Source organism: Martinezella rhizogenes, assembly GCF_007002745.1.
Lineage (GTDB): Bacteria > Pseudomonadota > Alphaproteobacteria > Rhizobiales > Rhizobiaceae > Agrobacterium > Agrobacterium cucumeris.
On sequence record NZ_SGNY01000007.1, the window covers coordinates 111960 to 130011 of the forward strand.

The following is an 18052-nucleotide window of genomic DNA, read 5'->3' on the forward strand; positions in this document are numbered from 1 at the left end:
GGCTCCAGCCCTCTAACCCTGCGGACGCGTTTGAGAAGAGACGATATTCTATCGGAGAGAGACCATGCAGAACCCACCCGTTTTCCCCAAAGGCGCAACCCAGACGGAAAACGGAACGGAGTTCACGGTCTATTCCCGGCACGCTTCCCAGATCGATCTTTGCCTTTTCGATGCAGCCGGTGAAAAGGAGACCACCCGCCTGCCCATGAAGCGCGGAGAGGATGATATTCACCGTTTGACGGTGGCAGATGCCGGTTCTGGCACGCGATATGGCTACCGCGCCCACGGAATTTACGCCCCCGAACACGGCCTGTGGTTCGACCCATCAAAACTGCTGCTCGACCCCTATGCCACGGAGATCGACCGCCCCTTCCGCCATGGTCCGGCGCTATACGCTTTTGGCGAAGACACGGGCGGCATCATGCCCAGGGCGATCCTTTCGCAATACGAACCGCTCAAACGCCAACCACCGCTTTTTGCCGAAGGCAGGCTGATTTACGAACTCGCGGTCAAATCTTTCAGCAAATTGCATCCCGAGGTGCCGGAAAACATCAGAGGCACCGTTGCGGCGCTGGCGCATCCCGCCATTATCACGCATCTGAAAAAAATCGGCGTCGATGCCGTGGAGCTGATGCCGATCACTGCCTGGATCGACGAGCGGCACCTGCCGCCGCTCGGCCTTTCCAATGCCTGGGGCTACAACCCGGTCGGCTTCATGGCGCTCGATCCGCGCCTCTGCCCCGGCGGCGTGCGGGAATTACGCGACACGGTGGCCGCGCTGCATGCGGAAGGTATCGGCACCATTCTCGATCTCGTCTTCAACCATACGGGTGAAAGCGATATCGAAGGCTCGGTTTTGTCATTGCGGGGTCTCGATAATCTTACCGCCTTCCGACACCCGCCCGGACAACCGGGCGTGCTGGTCAACGACACAGGAACCGGCAATACGGTTGCCTGTGACCACCCCTATGTGCGCCAGCTCATCATCGATGCGCTCAGGCATTTTGTCGTGAATACCGGTGTGGACGGCTTCCGTTTCGATCTGGCACCCGTGCTCGGTCGAACCGCCAATGGCTTCGAGATGGCCAGCGAAACGCTTGCGGCCATGCATTCGGACGCAGTGCTTCACGACCGTGTGCTGATCGCCGAACCATGGGATATCGGCCCCGGCGGTTACCAGCTCGGCAATTTTCCAGAGAGCTTTCTGGAATGGAACGATCGTGCCCGTGACGATATGCGCCGGTTCTGGCGCGGTGATGCCGGAACCACCGGGGCACTTGCCGATGCATTGTCCGGTTCGTCGCCGATCTTTTCACGCCATGGCCGCTCAATAAGCCGCAGCATCAATTTCCTTGCCGCCCATGACGGCTTCACGCTGTTCGATCTCGTCAGCCACGAACACAAGCACAATGAAAAAAACGGCGAGAACAATCGCGACGGCCACAATGAAAACCATTCCTGGAACAATGGCGTCGAAGGCCCAAGCGATGATCCCGCCATTGTCGCTGCGCGCCTCGCGGATGTGAAGGCGCTGCTGTCCACGCTTTTCGTCAGCCGCGGCGCATTGATGCTGACCGCCGGTGATGAGGGCGGCCGCAGCCAGCAGGGCAACAACAATGCCTATTGTCAGGATAATGAAATCAACTGGGTCGACTGGTCGTCGCTTTCCCCGGAACTAATCGAACACACCGCGTTTCTTTCCGCATTGCGCAAACGCTTCGGCGTCTTTTCGCAAACCGCATTTTTCTCCGGCAAGGACGATGTGGCGTGGCTTGCTCCCGGCGGCGAACCCATGACGGTGTCGGACTGGGAAAGGCCGGACGGACCGGCCTTCGCCATGGTGCTTTCCACCTCCGATCGTGAGAGTGGAAACGATGTCGAACTCGCCGTGCTCATCAACCGCAGCCGCGAGATCGTGCCCTTCACCTTGCCCGGCAATGGCTGGAAAGCTATCGGCACGGATTTTGGCAATCCCGCTTTCCTGCCTGCCCGTTCGGTGGTGTTTTATCTGCGCGGTTGATCGCCTGGCCGTCGCACCCTTATATGGCGTGCGACGCAACCGGAAAGAGACAAGATGGCAAAGGACATAGGGCTGGCGGAGATTAAAAGTCTCGTCGGCACGGAAATGGGCGTTTCCGACTGGATCGTTGTCGACCAGACGATGATCGACGCTTTCGCAAAGGCAACTTTGGACGAACAGTTCATCCACACCGACCCGGCGCGGGCCAAAGCGGAAAGCCCGTTTGGTGGCACCATCGCGCATGGGTTCCTGACGCTGTCTCTGCTTTCGGCGCTATATTATGACGCCGTGCCCCCTATTCGCGAGCAGACGATGGGCCTCAATTACGGCTTCGACGCCGTCCGTTTCGTCGCGCCGGTTAAATCTGGTGCGCGGGTGCGCGGCCGGTTCATCCTGGCGGAAGCCCGCTTTCGCGGCGCCGCCATGCTGATGACGACCTATGATGTGACGGTGGAGATTGAAAACGAAAGAAAGCCGGCGCTCACCGCCCGCTGGACGACGATCACCCAGTTCAATCCGGAGGACAGGCCGGAGGATATCTGACCCACGAACCAAGGGAGAGACCGCATGCATGATGAAGCCGTAAGAAATGCGTTTCTCGTTCAGGCAAGGGCTTGCGACAGCCTTGGCTCGCCCTTTACTGCACGGCTCTGCCGCGCGGTCTCGGCGCGGCTGGATCGCCAGACGGAAGTGGGCCGGAAAATCCTTTCCTGGCCCGGTGATGTCGGCCCCTCCGGTGATTCCGTGCCGCTGCGGCTGGCGGGCGCCCTGCATGCACTTGCCATTGAGGACAAGATCGCGCCGCTTGTCGATATCGCACCTGAAAACGAGGATACGTTGTGGCAGGCCTGCGAGGATGCGTTGCGCTTTCACGCGGCCTTTATTCTCGATAGGTTGAAATCACCACCGCAGACCAACGAAGTGCGCCGTTCCGCAGTGCTGCTGCCGGGTTTTCTGACGATTGCAGCGCTTGCCGGCAAACCACTGGCGCTTTCGGAAATTGGCGCCAGCGCCGGGCTGAACCTGCAATTCGACCGTTACCAGTATCGACTGGGCGACCTTGCATGGGGTGAGACGTCGGATGTCTTTCTTTCGCCGGAATGGCGCGGAAACGCTCCGCCGCTCGATCGTCGGATTGAGGTCATCGAGCGCGCCGGCTGCGATCTCAACCCACTCGATCCGTCGTCCGCCGAAGATCGCCTGCGGTTGATGTCCTATGTCTGGGCCGATCAGACCGACAGGCTGGAGCGAACGGCAGCGGCTCTACAGATTGCGGTGGAGAACGGCTTGCACGTCGAGAAGGCCGACGCGATCGACTGGCTGAAACGCCGCCTTGCCACACCGCATTCGGGCGCCACCCATGTCGTCTACCATTCCGTCGCCTGGCAATATCTGCCGGATGCCTTGAAGCAGGCCGGCGAAGCCTTGATTGCCGAGGCAGGCGCCCGCGCCACACCCGAGGCTCCGCTTGCCCGCCTGCAGATGGAGGCGGACCAGACGCCGGGCAGCGCCGCGATTACCCTGCAAATCTGGCCAACCGGCGAGAAACAGGAAATCGGCCGCGCCGATTTTCATGGGCGATGGGTGGAATGGCGTGGCTGGAAAGACCAGCGGATTTAAACCGCCACGTCCTCAGCCGCCTCCTGCAGCAGCCCGCCGACATAATCGGCGAAGGAGCGCCAGCATTCCACCCGGAACGTATCATCCGCCGTGCGCAACAGCACCACTTCCGCCTTGCCAAAAACCGTGCGTGAGCAGGCACCCACCGGGAATTTTGCAGGCGAAAGATTCTGCGGGCAACCGGCATTAAGTGCGGCTTCCGCGCCGGGACCGGAGACGATGACGGCCGTATTGCGGTGAGAAACATCGGTTGCCGAAAACAGGCCGGAGACGCCGGAGAGCATGGCCATCAGGTCGCTCTCACCCTGATCGATCACCAGCCATTCATCCGGACCGAGCCAGAGAGCAGAGCGCAGACCGGATGTGACGGCGCTTTTCGGGCTCGTGGGCAAGGAAAGACCAAGCGCTTCCGACAATGCCGGCACGGCGCTTTCCCGTGCGCGCAACGACAGCCGTGATGCGGAAGCGGCAGGCTTCAGCGAGACGAAGGGCGAACCGCCATGGAAATCCTCAAGCACGGATTTGCGTTTTGCGTGAAGCATATCAGCCATTGAGACGGGCTCCTTCCTTGTCGAGGAAGACCATGTCGGTCACTTCGACGGCAATGGTTTTATCGGCGAGCGGGATATAGAGCGTTTCGCCCATGCGCGCCCTGCCATCCGCCACCAGCGCAAAGGCGATGGAATGGCCGAGATTTTCCGACCAGTAGGCGGAGGTGACATGGCCGAGCATGGCCATGGGTTTCGGCTGGTTCGGATCAACAACGATCTGGCCGCCCTCTTCCGGAACGGTCAGCCTGTCCTTCGTCTTCAAACCCACCAGCTGCTTGCGGCCGGAGCGCGTAAGATCGGGACGCTTGAGACCGCGAATACCGACGAAATCCGTCTTCTTCTTGGAAACCGCCCAGCTGAGCCCGGCATCATCAGGCGTCACCGTGCCGTCAGTATCCTGCCCGACGATGATATAGCCCTTTTCGGCACGCAGGATATGCATGGTCTCGGTGCCATAAAGGCAACCGCCAACGGCTTCGGCCCTTTCCCGGATGGCAGACCAGACGGCTGCGCCGTAATCGGCCGGAACGTTGATTTCGAAACCAAGCTCGCCGGTGAAAGAAACCCGGAAAAGCCGTGTCGGCACGCCGCAGAACTTGCCCTCGGCCACCGCCATATGCGGGAAGGCTTCCGGCGACAGATCGATGCCCTCGACGAAAGGCGCGATCACCTCGCGTGCCTTTGGCCCCTGCACGGCAATGACAGCCCATTGTTCGGTGGCCGAGGTTAGCCAGACGTTGAGATCGGGGAACTCGGTCTGGAGATAATCCTCCATGTGCTGCAGCACACGCGGCGCGCCGCCGGTCGTCGTCGTCACATGGAAACGGTCCTCGGCAAGACGGCCAACGACACCGTCGTCGTAAACAAAGCCGTCTTCACGGGTCATGATGCCATAACGGCAGCGGCCCGGTTTCAGCGTATCCCAGGCGTTTGTGTAGATGAGGTTGAGGAACTTCGCCGCGTCAGGGCCGACCACCTCAATCTTGCCGAGAGTCGAGGCATCGAAGACGCCAACGCTGTCTCGCACCGTCTTGCACTCCCGGTTCAGCGCTTCATGCATGTCCTCACCCGCGCGTGGGAAGAACCATGCGCGTTTCCAGTTTCCGACATCCTCGAACACCGCACCTGCTGCTGCCTCTTCGTCGTGCATCGGCGTCTTGCGGGCCGGATCGAACAGCGCGCCGCGCGAATGATTGATGAGTGTGCCAAAGGTGACCGGCGTATAGGGCTGGCGGAAAGTGGTGAGGCCGACCTTCGGCAAATCCCGACCCAGCGCTTCGGATGCGATGGCGAGCCCGTGCATGTTGGACATCTTGCCCTGATCCGACGCCATGCCATTGGTGGTGAAGCGTTTGATATGCTCGACGGAATGCATGCCCTCGCGAACGGCAAGGCGAATATCCTTGGCGCAGACATCATGCTGGAAATCGATGAAGGCCTTAACCCCGGTTCCTTCACCCGCGCCCTCGGCAGCACCGATCATGCCGCCGGTCCAGCCACGGGCGTTCTCGCCGGAAAACTCCACAGCGGAACCGCCTGCGGCCGCCGCTTCGGCAATCAGTACCGAGAGATCATCCGTGCCGTTGCAGGCGCCGATGGAAACACAGTCCTGCACATGGATGTCAGGCAGGAAGCGCTGGTTAGCCGCGTCAAACTTCAGCTTGCCGCGCGATTGCGAAAAGAGATGTACAGACGGGGTCCAGCCGGCGGAAACCACGAGCGCATCAATGGCGATCTTGCGTTTGTTTGAGCCGCCATTACGGCCAACGGTCATGGACGACACGCGCAGGCGCCCGGCGGTATCATAAACGCTGTGGCCCGCCAGCACCTCGATGCCAAGTGCCCGTGCCTCATCCAGCAGCAGCCGATCCGGGTTCTCGCGGCAATCGACGATGGCGGCGATCTTCACACCGGCTTTCTTAAGGTCGAAAGCCGTTTCATAAGCCGAATCATGGGCGGTGTAGACACCCACATTATGGCCGACAGCCACCCCATAGTGATTGAGATAGGTGCGTGCGGCCGAGGCCAGCATGATGCCGGGACGGTCGTTATTGGCGAAGACCATGTGGCGCTCGATCGCGCCTGCGGCCAGAACGACCTTTTTGGCACGCACCTGCCACAGCCGCTCGCGCGGCTGGTGTCTGGCGGGCGTGGCGAGATGATCGGTCACGCGTTCGGCCAGCGCCACGAAATTGTGGTTGTAATAACCGAAGGCCGTGGTGCGGGTCAGAACACGGACGTTATGCAGGGATTTCAGTTCGGCGAGAACCTTCTGCGCCCATTCATAGCCGGGCAGGCCATCGATAACCGCCCCCGTGTCGAAGCGCAGCGCGCCGCCGATTTCTGCATTCTCATCCACTAGAATGACGCTGATGCCGGTTTTCGCCGCAGCCAGCGCCGCTGTCAGACCGGCAACGCCACCACCGGCCACCAACAGGTCACAATGGGCATAACGGCCGGAGTAATGATCCGCATCCGGTTCGCTCGGCGCTTTGCCAAGACCGGCAGCACGGCGGATGATCGGCTCGTAAATCTTGTGCCAGGCGGCCTTCGGCCACATGAAAGTCTTGTAGTAGAAGCCAGCCGCAAACATCGGCGAAAGGAAGTCGTTGATCGCGCTGATATCGAAGGACAGCGACGGAAAGCGGTTCTGCGAGGCGATGATCGCGCCATCGAACACATCCTGCACCGTTGCGCGCACATTGGGCTGCTTGCGCATGCTGTCGCGTGAGACGTCGATCAGCGCATTCGGCTCTTCCGGCCCTGCGGACAGAAAGCCGCGCGGCCGGTGATATTTGAACGAGCGGCCGATCAGATGCACGCCGTTTGCGAGAAGCGCTGAGGCAACCGTGTCACCTTCCAGCGCAGAGTAAATCTTGCCATCAAAGGTAAAGCGCGCGGTTCTGGCGGGCGTCAGGCGACCTGCACCCTTGATACGATAATCGCCGCTCATCGAGCCGCTCCCTTTTCTGCGGAAAGAACCGTCTCGGCATCCGGTTTTGGCTCACCAGCCTTGTAGGTCATCAGAAATTTGTCGCTGACGGAATCGCGGGCGGCGTTGAAGAACCGGCCGCAGCCATGGATATGCCGCCAGCGCTCAAAAACGAGACCCTTGTCATTGTCGCGGATGAAGAAATATTCGGCGAAAGCCTCGTCCGAGATATCAGCGATATTTTCAGGCCGGGCGATATGGGCTTCGCCCGCCCAGCGGAATTCCAGTTCGGAACGGTCTTCCCCACAATAGGGGCAATGGATCAGAAGCATCGTCGTTCCACCTACAGAGAATTTTCCGGAAGGACGCTTCCGGCGGGTTGGTCACAGAGCCGCTTTCCCATCGCAACGAAGGGGGAAAGCCGCGTCAGAAGCTGCGCGAAATTATCGAAGGGACGTAGCGCCGAGGCCCGGCCCATATTGACGATGGCAACCGCCATCATGTCAGTGTCGATCGCGAAGGGATAGTCCTGCTCGCCATCCTCCTTCTCGCCGACGAAATAGACCATCTTGTCCGCGAGACTTGGAGCACACAGCAGCAGGCCTTTTTCCGCCACGAAGGGCCAGTCTTTCTCACCCTGCATCTTCGCAATTTTCTGGCTGCGAAAATCCTTGGCCTCGGGAATGATGCTGCCGACGGGCGCGGCCGCGGCCGCGCCAGACATATTGATCGCGAGCACAGCCGCCGCCAGCATCAATGCGCCACCGCGGCAGCGGCGGCCTCATCGATGAGCCGGCCAGTGCGGAACCGGTCGAGTGTCAGCCCGGCGGCAAGGCGATGCGGCTCGCCGCGGGCAATGAGATGGGCAAAGAGATTGGCGGAACCCGGTGTCGCCTTGAAACCACCCGTACCCCAGCCGCAATTAACGAAGAGGTTCGGCACCGGCGTCACGCTCTGGATGGCCGAACGATCCGGTGTGTTGTCGGTAATGCCGCCCCATTGCCGCATCATCTTGACGCGACGGAAGATCGGGAACAGCTCGCAGATGGCATCGAGCGTATGGGTGATGATCTGCAGGCCGCCGGTCTGGGAATAGGAATTATACTGGTCGGTCCCCGCACCGATGACCAGCTCCCCCTTGTCAGACTGCGAAATATAGGCGTGCACCGTGTTGGACATCACGACGCAAGGGAAGATCGGCTTCAGCGGCTCCGACACCAGCGCCTGCAGCGGGTTGGAATGCAGGGGCACCCGCACATCCGCCATCTTCATGAGAACCGAAGAGTGGCCGGCGGCGGAAACGCCGATCTTCTTGGCACCGATGAAACCGCGATTGGTTTCGACGCCCGTCACTGCCCCGTCCGGTCCGCGCCTGATAGCCGTGACCTCGCAATTCTGGATTATGTGCACACCGCGATCGGAGGCGGCGCGGGCGTAACCCCAGGCCACCGCATCATGGCGCGCCGTGCCGCCACGACGCTGAAGTGCTGCACCATTGATCGGATAACGCGCATTTCCGGAAATATCGAGCGGCGGACAATAGGCCTTGGCCTGTTCGGGCGTCAGCCATTCATTGTCGATGCCATAAAGACGGTTGGCATTGATGTGCCGGCTGAACGACTGCCGGTCGTGAATATTGTGCGACAGCATCATAACGCCACGCGCCGAATACATGACGTTGTAATTGAGGTCCTGGCTCAGGCCTTCCCACAGTTTGAGGGAATGCTCGTAAATATCCATGCTCTCTTCATAGAGATAGTTGGAGCGGATGATGGTGGTGTTGCGGCCGGTATTGCCGCCGCCAAGCCAGCCCTTTTCCAGCACCGCGACATTGGTGATGCCGTGTTCCTTGGCAAGATAATAGGCAGCCCCCAGACCGTGGCCGCCGCCGCCGATGATGATGACGTCATAATCCTTGCGCGGCTCGGGTGATGCCCATTGCGCATCCCACCCTTTATGACCCCTGAGCGCCTCACGCGCCACGGCAAAAACGGAATATTTGCGCATTCGCAATCTGCTCCTCAAGAACCGGCCAGAAACCGGAAGCATAGTTCCGGCCCGTATCATACACATGGCAAATCGGGATGGGAGGCAATATCCATTTTGCGACGTCGCAATGCTTTTGTTTCGACATGACGGCGAGAATGGCGGAGGGGTCGCATTTTAGCTGTTGTTTGCGGGTTATCGGCTGGACTTGGCGTAAATGATCTGATAATGCACGACACCAATCGCACGGCTAAAAGGCCAAGCGAACGATTTTGTGTTTGCGTGCGAATGCCTTTATTCGCACAGCAAGATAACCAAACTAAAGGAACGGGTTTAACGTGCAGGTACTAGTCCGCGACAATAACGTTGATCAGGCGCTTCGCGCCCTCAAGAAAAAGATGCAGCGCGAAGGCATTTTCCGTGAAATGAAAATGCGCGATTACTACGAAAAGCCCTCCCAGAAGCGCGCCCGCGAAAAGGCTGAAGCCGTTCGCCGCGTTCGCAAGCTGGCACGCAAGCGCGCACAGCGCGAAGGTCTGATTGCGGCCCCGCGCGCGAGCCGTTAATAGGCCGTCTTTTGGACGTTTTTGAATGCTTGTTGGGCGGGGGCGATCAATTCGCCGCCGCTCTTTGTGTTTGTGGTCGGAGACAAATCGTGGGACAACGATTATGAGACCGGCCTGCGAGGGAACCCACACCGAATGATCGCTGTCGATGCCTGTGTTGTGAAAAACTCCGATGCCTCCACGCGCCGGGTGCCATTGAAAAACAACAGGGGGTTTCGCGCTTCTCTGGTCGTCTGCACCGTGCTTGCCGGTCTTTCCGGTTGCGCCACATCCAACCAGACGGAAGACGTGTTCAGGATCGACCGCGCCCAGGGTTCGCAGGAAAACATCGCCTCGCTCACCTCGGTCATCAACGCCAATCCGCAGGATCCGGAAGGCTACAATGTTCGTGGCTCGGCTTACGGCCGCGCCGGTGATTCCCGCCGCGCCATCGAAGACTTCAACAAGGCACTGCAGCTGAACCCGCGCTTCTACCAGGCTTATGCCAACCGCGCGCTCGTTTATCGCAACTCCGGTCAGCAGCAGCAGGCCCTGCAGGACTATAACGCCGCCCTGCAGATCAATGCGAGCTACGATGTGGCGCTGATCGGCCGTGGCAATCTTTACCGCCAGTCGGGACGGGTCAACGAAGCCTTCAACGACTTCTCCCGCGCCATCGAGCTTGAAACCACCGATGGACGCGCATGGCACAATCGCGGCCTGATCTACCAGCTGCGCAACCAGCACGCCCAGGCCATCGAGGACTTCTCCAAGGCGATTTCCCTGTCATCCACCTCGCCGGAACCCTATAACGGCCGTGGCCTCTCCTATGTCGCCTTGAACGACGATGAAAATGCCTTCGCGGATTTCAATCACGCCATTTCGCTTGATGGCAATGTCGCCGAATCCTGGGCCAACCAGGCGTTGGTCTATGAGCGGCGCGGCGAGATGGCCAAGGCCGCCAAGTCCTATTCCCACGCGGCGCGGCTCGATCCGAAATACAAGCCGGCGCTCGATGGTGTTGCCCGCACACGCGGCGCCAGCGCCTCCTGAAGCCAGACGGACGCCAACAAAAAAGCCGGCGGTGCACAGCACCCGCCGGCTTTTTCATGAGAAAACCAAAGCCTCAATGGCTGTCGCGACGCGCCTCGGGGGCAGCATCGCCCGACCACAATTCGGCCTGCACCGCGTTTTGAAATTCCATGACCTCGCGCCGCATGGCGGCGTCCTCATAGCCTAATCCCGTCAGATAGGCGGCCAGCTCACGGCACTCCCTGCGCCAGAAATCATTCGCCTCCACACCATGCAGGCGGTCAAGCATGGTTGCACACCGTTTTACGTCGGCAATGCGGTTCTTTGCCGGAAAGGCGATTACTTCTGAACTCGTCGTCACGCGGGCACCCTGCTCTTCGAGGAATCAATACCGACTTTTTAAAGGCGAGATGGTTAACGAAGTCTGCAGGGCGGCGACGACAGCCCGCAATAGCCGGTCAAAGAGCGATTCTATGCCTGTCCGAAGCCAGAAACCGGGTTTCAAAACAGACCCGCCAGAGGGAAATCATCGATTACCAAGGAATTTACCAATCAAGATTACCGAAATTTCATGCTGCGCCAGATAGAAGAAGTATATGTGTGTTGAAACAACACCAGTCTCATCGTATATTTCTTGCAAAGAAAAAAAATGCCGCAGCGCAGCCAAAAACGGAGAAATCGTTCTCGGGAGGAGAGCACCATGTATGCACCTCGTGTTTTTTTCAGCATGATCGGTGCATTGCTTACCTTTGCGGTTGCTACATATTTCATTCACGGGTCGTTCTATACGGCGTTCATCCAGACCCTCATCTGCGCCGTCCTTCTGCAAGTCGGTTATTTTATTGTAATTCTGGTTCTGGTCGCCCGTGAAAAGCGCCGGTTGCGTGAGACATTCGCGCATGATCGCAGCGCTGAAACCATGACGGCCGAGACAGCCAAAAGTGCCCCGCCCCATGGCGCGAAACTGAGCGATATGTGAGCTTTCAAACATCGGCTTTTGTTGCGTCGCAAAAATATCGCTTGCATCCATATCCCTGACACTTTCTGCTGGCCAAATCCTGACGGTCGTCAAAGCATAAGGACATCCCATGGTGAGTGGTTCACAGCCCGTTTGCGTCATCATCGCTGCGAAAAATGCCTCTGAAACGATCGATATCGCCATCCGCTCCGCGCTTGTGGAACCGGAGGTCGGCGAGGTGGTGGTGATCGACGATGGTTCCACCGATACGACAAGCGATGTCGCGCATGCGGCAGATGACGGTACCGGTCGCTTGCGGGTCGTGCGCTTCGACGTTAATCGCGGACCTTCCGCTGCCCGCAACCATGCAATCTCCATTTCCTCTGCGCCGCTCATCAGCATTCTCGATGCGGACGACTTCTTTTTCAGAGGCCGTTTCACCGCCATGCTGGCTGATGACGACTGGGATCTGGTCGCCGACAATATCGCCTTCATCCAGCAATCGGTTCCCGGTGCATCCTCCATGCAGCCGGCGCGCTTTGAACCTGAGGCCCGGTTTCTGTCGCTTGCGGAATTCGTGGAAGGCAATATTTCCAGGCCCGGCGTGGAGCGCGGAGAGACTGGCTTCCTGAAACCGGTGATACGCCGCGACTTTCTCGACAAACATGCGCTGCGCTACGACGAGGCCCTGCGGCTGGGCGAAGATTACGAGCTTTACGTTCGCGCGCTTGCCGCCGGCGCTCGCTACAAGGTCATCCGCCATTGCGGTTACGGCGCAATCGTGCGCGGCAATTCGCTGAGCGGACGTCACAGCACCGAGGACCTTCGCCGCTTATACGAGGCGGACAGGGCCATCCTTGCCGGCTGCAGGCTGTCCGCCGATGAGGCCGCGATCCTTCGAGAACATGAAAAACATATCCGCGCCAAATTCGAGCTTCGCCATTTTCTCGATGCGAAAAAGCAGAAAGGCGTAGGTGGCGCGCTGACCCACGCTCTTGCGCGTCTGCCTGCCCTGCCGGCCATCACGCGCGGTATCCTGACCGACAAGACCGCGCGTTTCCGCAAGCCGTCGCAGCCGGTGCGGGATGTGCGATATCTTCTGGATGGCACGCCGGTTTCGTGAGGGAAGAATGGACTGGATTGGGCAACACCGCGCTCAATACTCTGATGTCATCCTCGGGCCTGTCCCGAGGATTTAATCACGTCGCATAAAATCGGTCGGCTGCGGATCCTCGGGACAAGCCCGAGGATGACGACGGAGAGGTCGGCGACCTCTCTTCCAAGCAAATTTTACCCATCCGGTGCTTTCGCCCCTAGAGATAATCCCGCTTGATCGTTTCCAGCACGGCGGAAAAACGCTCCTTGCGTTCTTCCAGCCTGCCATCCGGGCTGAGGCGCGGCTCGGCCCGGCTTGCCTGCCAGAGCGCCAGGGTGGAAGGTGCGGCCAGCACCTGCTTTGCCAGTTTGCGCAGCGACAGCGATTGCGTTTCCTGCGGCCGTACCAGCACATCACCCTCATGCGCCGAAACTGGGCCGGTCTCAGCAATAACAGGGGCTGGCGGCGGCGGAAAATTCATGCCCCAGAAGCGCGAGCCCTTTTTTGCCGCCTCGGCACGGGTGGAAACCGGTACGTAACGCGGCTGATATTCCACGCCGACGGTGCCTGCCCAATCGCTCCATTTGAAGCTGTTGATCGAGGGGGATGTGCTGACCGCCACCCATGGCACGCGGAAGGCATCGGCAAGGATTGCGCCATGCATGGATTCGGCGACGATGAATTCCGACTGGGCAATGGCACGGATGACCGCCTTCGCCTCGCCGCGCGGGTCGAGATAGGTCAGCCCCGCCGGTTCGCACACCGTTTCCCACATGCCAAATTCCGCCGATTCCCAATGGGGAACGAAGGTCTTCTTGTGGATTTTCGGCAGGCCTTTGAAGTCCGGCATCTCGGTGACCATGACGGCGGGATCAACGATGCCCATTTCCGGCGAAAGCCCGAGCTTGGCGGCGGTTTTTTCGCCGCGCACGCAGCGAATATCCCAGAACCCTGTGCCCGTCGTATCCGGCACCGCGCCATAACCATAACCGCTGCCGATCACCAGCTTGCGCTGCTTTACCGGCAACAGGATGTCGTTGAGAACGGTGCCGACGCCGACGAGCATCACATCGTCATGCACATCGCGCAGGCCTGGAAGCAGAAAATCCCACAGCCACAGATTGAGATCGTCACCGAAATTGCCATGATGCGATTCCCAGTGGTAAGGTTTCATGAGGTCACTCCTGGGTGAAAAACATATAAATTCTTGCAGGCGAGAATTCGCTCATCTTGTGCGAACGATTTTTCCTGCACCGAGCTCAAAAGCGGCCCGAAGAAGTGCGGGATCGCGCATTGCCCACTTCAGGAGCAACCCGAATTCGGGAATTTTACGCCGTTTCAGATTACCCGCCTGGCTCCACAGCGCCTGTTTACGGGCCGTGTTTTTATAGGAAGCGATCGATGCCACATCGGCCGGCCGACGGGAAAAACGTCCCTCCAGAGTGTCGAGCGCCACCCAGGTATTGAATTGCTGACGCAGGAATTCCGGCGAGGTATTGTCGATGCTGTGGAAAATATTGACGCCCATGCCGCGCATCGCACCGGCATCGTCACATAGAAGCGTCCGCTTCGATGCAAGGATGCAATCGCAGAAAAACAGCACATCTTCCGCAGCCAGTCTCAGCGCCGGATCGAAGCGTATCTTTTCAAACAGCGGACGGCCGATCACCATGCAGGAGAGGTGCAGGAAACTCCAGTTGCGCAGCATGACGCTTGCGAGATCCGGTAGTTCGATCACCAGCGGCTTCTCGGAAAGCCTTGCCGCACCTTCGTTCTTTTCCAGTTCCGAAATGGCAAAATGGTAATAAAATTCGTCACTTGCCTGCATCGATGCCCAGTAGCACTCGCCGCGATAGGTCTCAAGCGCGAAGGCAGCATTCTGCAGATGATCGGGCGTCCAGATATCGTCGGAATCGAGAAAAGCGACGTAGTCGCTACCAGCAGGCACATTGACGAGACCGGTATTGCGCGCGCCGCCAGGCCCGCCATTGGCCTGCTTAATGACAAGAATCCGGTCTTTCTCACCCTGCGAAAGTTCCGCAAGTTCGCTTTCGATCGGATATGGCGATTCGTCATCGACGATGACAAGATCGAAATCCTGGTAAGTCTGCGCAAAAACCGATGCGAGTGCACGTCCAAGAATTCCGTGCTGCTTTTGGTAATAGGGAATGACGACAGTAAATCTTGCCATTGTTTCGCCCCTTGCGTTGATCAAGAAGTGTCGGGCCCGATCCTAAAAGCGGCCCCGATGGTATCGGCAACTCCCAACCGGCGATCCTCCCCGCCGGCCTCCAGAAACAGGATGCTTGTATGCCCCCAGCTCCAAATGTAAAGACCATCACCACCAATGTGGGGTGGAGCGTCCTGTCAAAAACAGGGACATTCGGGCTTAAGTTTGTCACGGTCCCCATTCTCGCAAGACTGCTTTCCCCGGAAGAATTCGGCGTCGTCGCGGTAGGACTTACGGTTGTACAGTTCCTGACCATGATTGCCGGCGCGGGACTGACATCGGCGCTGATCGTCGAAAAAGAAGAGGATATGGATACGATCCATACCGTCTTCTGGGCCAATCTGGCGATTTCCTGCACCATGGCTGCTGTGCTTTACATCTTCGCGGAATTTTTCGGCGGCCTGCTGGGCGCAGTGGAGAGCGCCTATCTCCTGCGCATCATGGCCTTTCTCATTCCACTGCAGCTGGCCGGTGATGTCGCCTATTCGTTGCTTGCCCGGCGCATGAACTTCAGCAAGGACGCGCTGTGGAGCATGGCGTCGGAAAGCATCGCGGCGGTGGTCGCGGTGGCTCTGGCGCTTCTTGGCTTCGGGGTCTGGGCGCTCATCATCCAGCTTTTCGCAGCTGCCCTCATCCGGCTTGTCGGGCTTTATGCCGTTTCCCGTTATTGCCCGCGCTTCGTCATGAAACCGCGCCGTCTCGTGCCGCTGCTCGGCTTCAGCTCTGGCCTGATGGGGTCGGAAATCGCCAATTTCGTCACTTTCCAGTCGCCGATGGTGGTGATCGCCCGGCATCTTGGCCTTGCCGATGCCGGCGCCTATTCCGCCTCCAACCGCTTTGCCAGCATTCCCAATCAGGTGGTGCTATCCGCCGTCATGGGGGTTTTGTTTCCCGCCTTCAGCCGAATGATGGACGATCCGCAGCGCCGCCGCGACGCCCTGATGTTCAGCACGCAGGTGCTGACCGTGCTGCTTGCGCCGATGATGTTCGGCCTCTGGGCAGTGGCCGAACCGGCCATGCTGGTCATCTTCGGGCAAAACTGGGCCTATGCCTGGCCGGTCCTCGGTCTGCTCGCCCTGTCAAAGGCCATTCTGACGCCGTGCAGCACGTTCATCCCCTATTTGAAGGGCGCGGGTTACGGCCGTGTACTGTTCTGGTCTGCGACGCTCCGCGCCATCGTGACCACACTAGCCGTCTGGCTCGCCGCGATTTATGGCACGCTGATCGATGCCATGGTGTGGCTCTGCATCGTCAATGCGGTGACGCTGGTCGCCTATTCCTGGGCGGTGTTCAAGGCGAGCGACACGCCGTTTCTCCGCGGCCTCTATGTCAGCAGCAGGCCAATGATCGCAGCGTTGATCATGGCGGTTTCGGTGCGTTATCTGCTTCATGTGCTTGCAGACCGCATTCCAAGCGCCACCCTTCAGGTTCTCGTCGGCGCGGCCGTCGGCGGCGTCATCTATGCGGTGCTGATCCTGTTGACGGAACGCTCGCTGCTGGGGAAAATTCTCGGAATGGTGAAATCGCGGCGCATGCGGGGCGCCGCAACCCAAGGTTAGAAATCTCGCTAAAAAACGCGCCTCATTTCCGCCGTTAAGCCACCTTGTCGCGGTGATTTCATTGAACTCGACAAGGTGGCGCCGCCTCTCTTTTTGCAGCGCAACATCACGACAAATGACAAATTCACACGCTTCAGCGATTTTTAACGATGCGTGATTTTTAAAAAACTCTATTTATTTCAGTACTTTGATTTTTCTCGGCCGCAGAAATAGCGCTAAGGCCAGACAATCACCCGCAAAATCTAATCTTGTGTTTTTCCCGCGCCGCCACATTTTATCCCAAAGTCGAAACCAGACTTTCCAGTGCGGGCTTAAGTTCGCTCTGGTTGCAACGCGGCGTGGGGAGACGCCGCCCAATAGGGGTGACTGATGTGACTGTCGATCAGAACCTATCCTCCCGTATCAATTTGATGCGCATATTGTTGATTTCAGGAATCGTGTTCGTCCATGTGCCGCACGATGCCGAAACCAGCCCATTTCTTGGCCTTTATGGCTTCTTTGACTGGCTGCGGGTTTTTCTGGGAGATGCGCTGTTTCGCATTGGCGTGCCCTGTCTCAGCGCCATTTCCGGTTACCTGCTGTTTCGCCGCGGCATGAGCGGTTTCGATTATCCGGCGACGATCCGCTCCAAGTCGAAAACCGTGCTGCTGCCCTTCCTTCTGTGGAATGGCGCACTGTTTGCCGCCGTGCTGCTTATCCAGCTGTTCGACCTTGGCGTCGGCTATTTCCCTGATCTGTGGAACGCCAGCCCGCGGGAAATCATTAGTCACGGAACGGCGCTTGAAGAGCTGCCGGTCAACGTGCCGCTGTATTTCCTGCGTGATCTCTTTGTCTGCATTCTGCTGTCGCCGGTGCTTGCCTTTCTGATGCGCCGTTTCGCGCTGCCAACGCTGGCAATCCTGCTCATCATCACCGCCATGCCTGATTTGACGATCTTCATCGTTCAGAAGAAATCCATCCTTTTCAGTTTTTCGCTCGGCATTGCACTTGCCCTGCATCGGGTCGATGTCAAGGCACTCGATCCTTACGCCGTGCCGATCATGGCGCTGACCTTTGCCGCTTCGGCCATGCTGGCCACCGGCCTTTATTTCACCGGCCCGGAATTCACCTTCTGGCTCAACATGTCGCGCAATCTTTTGGCCGTCTTCGGCGCGCTCGGCTTCTGGGTCTCTTCCTCGATACTGATCCGCAGCCGGCTTGGCCAGCGGCTTGCCGAGACCGGCAGCCTGAGCTTCTGGATATTCTGCGCCCATTATCCGTTGCTCGTCATCATGTGGATGGTGTGGAACAGGGGCGGGCCGGATTTCTATCCCGCCTTCTATATCAGCGCGACGCTGTCGGCCTTTGCCATTCTGGTGGTCAGCAACGCCCAGACCCGCAAATACCTGCCGGCCGTCTATGGCGTATTGACGGGAAGCCGCAACGGCAAATCCAAGCCGAAAGCCGATTTTACGGCAAAACGGGGCGCCATCATCGGCCCGCCCACATCCGAAACACTTTATTCGCAACGACAGAGGTGAACC

17 protein-coding genes are annotated in these 18052 nt (G+C 58.9%); 9 read left to right on the top strand and 8 right to left on the bottom strand.

Features of this window, described 5'->3' with window-relative positions:
* Positions 1-64 precede the first annotated feature (64 nt).
* The 3 genes from glgX to EXN68_RS19735 are packed head-to-tail and all read left to right on the top strand — an operon-like array spanning position 65 to position 3640.
* Positions 65-2020 (top strand): glycogen debranching protein GlgX, encoded by a 1956-nt coding sequence (gene glgX, locus EXN68_RS19725; RefSeq protein WP_142842471.1) that lies wholly within the window; start codon positions 65-67, stop codon positions 2018-2020.
* 54 nt (positions 2021-2074) lie between these two features.
* A complete protein-coding gene (locus tag EXN68_RS19730) occupies positions 2075-2563 on the top strand; it encodes a MaoC family dehydratase (protein ID WP_142842472.1) in 489 nt (162 codons plus the stop codon).
* Positions 2564-2587: 24 nt separating this feature from the next.
* The gene (locus tag EXN68_RS19735) at positions 2588-3640 is read left to right on the top strand and encodes a DUF2332 domain-containing protein (RefSeq protein WP_142842473.1); all 1053 of its coding nucleotides are present in this window, start codon (positions 2588-2590) and stop codon (positions 3638-3640) included.
* On the opposite strand, the gene EXN68_RS19740 is transcribed toward EXN68_RS19735, so the two are convergent.
* Genes EXN68_RS19740 through EXN68_RS19760 form a run of 5 tightly spaced genes read right to left on the bottom strand, consistent with a single transcriptional unit; the run spans position 3637 to position 9130 of the window.
* The gene (locus EXN68_RS19740) at positions 3637-4191 is read right to left on the bottom strand and encodes a sarcosine oxidase subunit gamma (RefSeq protein WP_142842474.1); all 555 of its coding nucleotides are present in this window, start codon (positions 4189-4191) and stop codon (positions 3637-3639) included. The two genes, EXN68_RS19735 and EXN68_RS19740, sit on opposite strands and share 4 nt — an antisense overlap.
* A complete protein-coding gene (locus tag EXN68_RS19745) occupies positions 4184-7144 on the bottom strand; it encodes a sarcosine oxidase subunit alpha (protein ID WP_142842475.1) in 2961 nt (986 codons plus the stop codon). Before EXN68_RS19745 ends, EXN68_RS19740 begins: the two co-directional genes overlap by 8 nt.
* A complete protein-coding gene (locus EXN68_RS19750; protein WP_137087356.1) occupies positions 7141-7455 on the bottom strand; it encodes a sarcosine oxidase subunit delta in 315 nt (104 codons plus the stop codon). Before EXN68_RS19750 ends, EXN68_RS19745 begins: the two co-directional genes overlap by 4 nt.
* A gap of 11 nt (positions 7456-7466) precedes the next feature.
* Positions 7467-7877, bottom strand: a complete 411-nt coding sequence (locus EXN68_RS19755; protein ID WP_161991401.1) for a hypothetical protein — start codon at positions 7875-7877, stop codon at positions 7467-7469.
* Positions 7877-9130, bottom strand: a complete 1254-nt coding sequence (locus tag EXN68_RS19760) for a sarcosine oxidase subunit beta family protein (RefSeq protein ID WP_046801680.1) — start codon at positions 9128-9130, stop codon at positions 7877-7879. Before EXN68_RS19760 ends, EXN68_RS19755 begins: the two co-directional genes overlap by 1 nt.
* Before the next feature lie 317 nt (positions 9131-9447).
* On the opposite strand from EXN68_RS19760, the gene rpsU reads away from it, so the two are divergent.
* Positions 9448-9675 (top strand): 30S ribosomal protein S21, encoded by a 228-nt coding sequence (gene rpsU, locus EXN68_RS19770; protein ID WP_006313768.1) that lies wholly within the window; start codon positions 9448-9450, stop codon positions 9673-9675.
* 135 nt (positions 9676-9810) lie between these two features.
* On the top strand, positions 9811-10707 hold the full coding sequence (locus EXN68_RS19775) for a tetratricopeptide repeat protein (RefSeq protein ID WP_142842476.1): 897 nt from the start codon (positions 9811-9813) through the stop codon (positions 10705-10707).
* A gap of 73 nt (positions 10708-10780) precedes the next feature.
* Here EXN68_RS19775 and EXN68_RS19780 read toward each other — a convergent pair whose 3' ends face one another.
* Positions 10781-11047 (bottom strand): DUF6074 family protein, encoded by a 267-nt coding sequence (locus EXN68_RS19780; RefSeq protein ID WP_052819945.1) that lies wholly within the window; start codon positions 11045-11047, stop codon positions 10781-10783.
* A gap of 339 nt (positions 11048-11386) precedes the next feature.
* Here EXN68_RS19780 and EXN68_RS19785 point away from each other — a divergent pair, with 339 nt between their 5' ends.
* Entirely contained in the window at positions 11387-11665 is a 279-nt protein-coding gene (locus EXN68_RS19785; protein ID WP_142842614.1) for an exopolysaccharide production repressor protein, read from the top strand.
* A gap of 109 nt (positions 11666-11774) precedes the next feature.
* Positions 11775-12767: a glycosyltransferase family 2 protein gene (locus EXN68_RS19790; protein ID WP_142842477.1), complete on the top strand. Its 993-nt coding sequence runs from the start codon at positions 11775-11777 to the stop codon at positions 12765-12767.
* A 190-nt stretch (positions 12768-12957) separates the two neighbouring features.
* On the opposite strand, the gene EXN68_RS19795 is transcribed toward EXN68_RS19790, so the two are convergent.
* Together EXN68_RS19795 and EXN68_RS19800 are read right to left on the bottom strand one after the other, a co-directional pair.
* Entirely contained in the window at positions 12958-13914 is a 957-nt protein-coding gene (locus tag EXN68_RS19795; protein ID WP_142842478.1) for a polysaccharide pyruvyl transferase family protein, read from the bottom strand.
* 51 nt (positions 13915-13965) lie between these two features.
* On the bottom strand, positions 13966-14931 hold the full coding sequence (locus tag EXN68_RS19800; RefSeq protein ID WP_142842479.1) for a glycosyltransferase family A protein: 966 nt from the start codon (positions 14929-14931) through the stop codon (positions 13966-13968).
* 119 nt (positions 14932-15050) lie between these two features.
* Here EXN68_RS19800 and EXN68_RS19805 point away from each other — a divergent pair, with 119 nt between their 5' ends.
* Both EXN68_RS19805 and EXN68_RS19810 read left to right on the top strand, forming a co-directional pair.
* On the top strand, positions 15051-16529 hold the full coding sequence (locus EXN68_RS19805; protein WP_142842480.1) for a lipopolysaccharide biosynthesis protein: 1479 nt from the start codon (positions 15051-15053) through the stop codon (positions 16527-16529).
* Positions 16530-16939: 410 nt separating this feature from the next.
* The gene (locus EXN68_RS19810) at positions 16940-18049 is read left to right on the top strand and encodes an acyltransferase family protein (protein WP_161991417.1); all 1110 of its coding nucleotides are present in this window, start codon (positions 16940-16942) and stop codon (positions 18047-18049) included.
* The last annotated feature ends 3 nt before the right edge of the window (positions 18050-18052 follow it).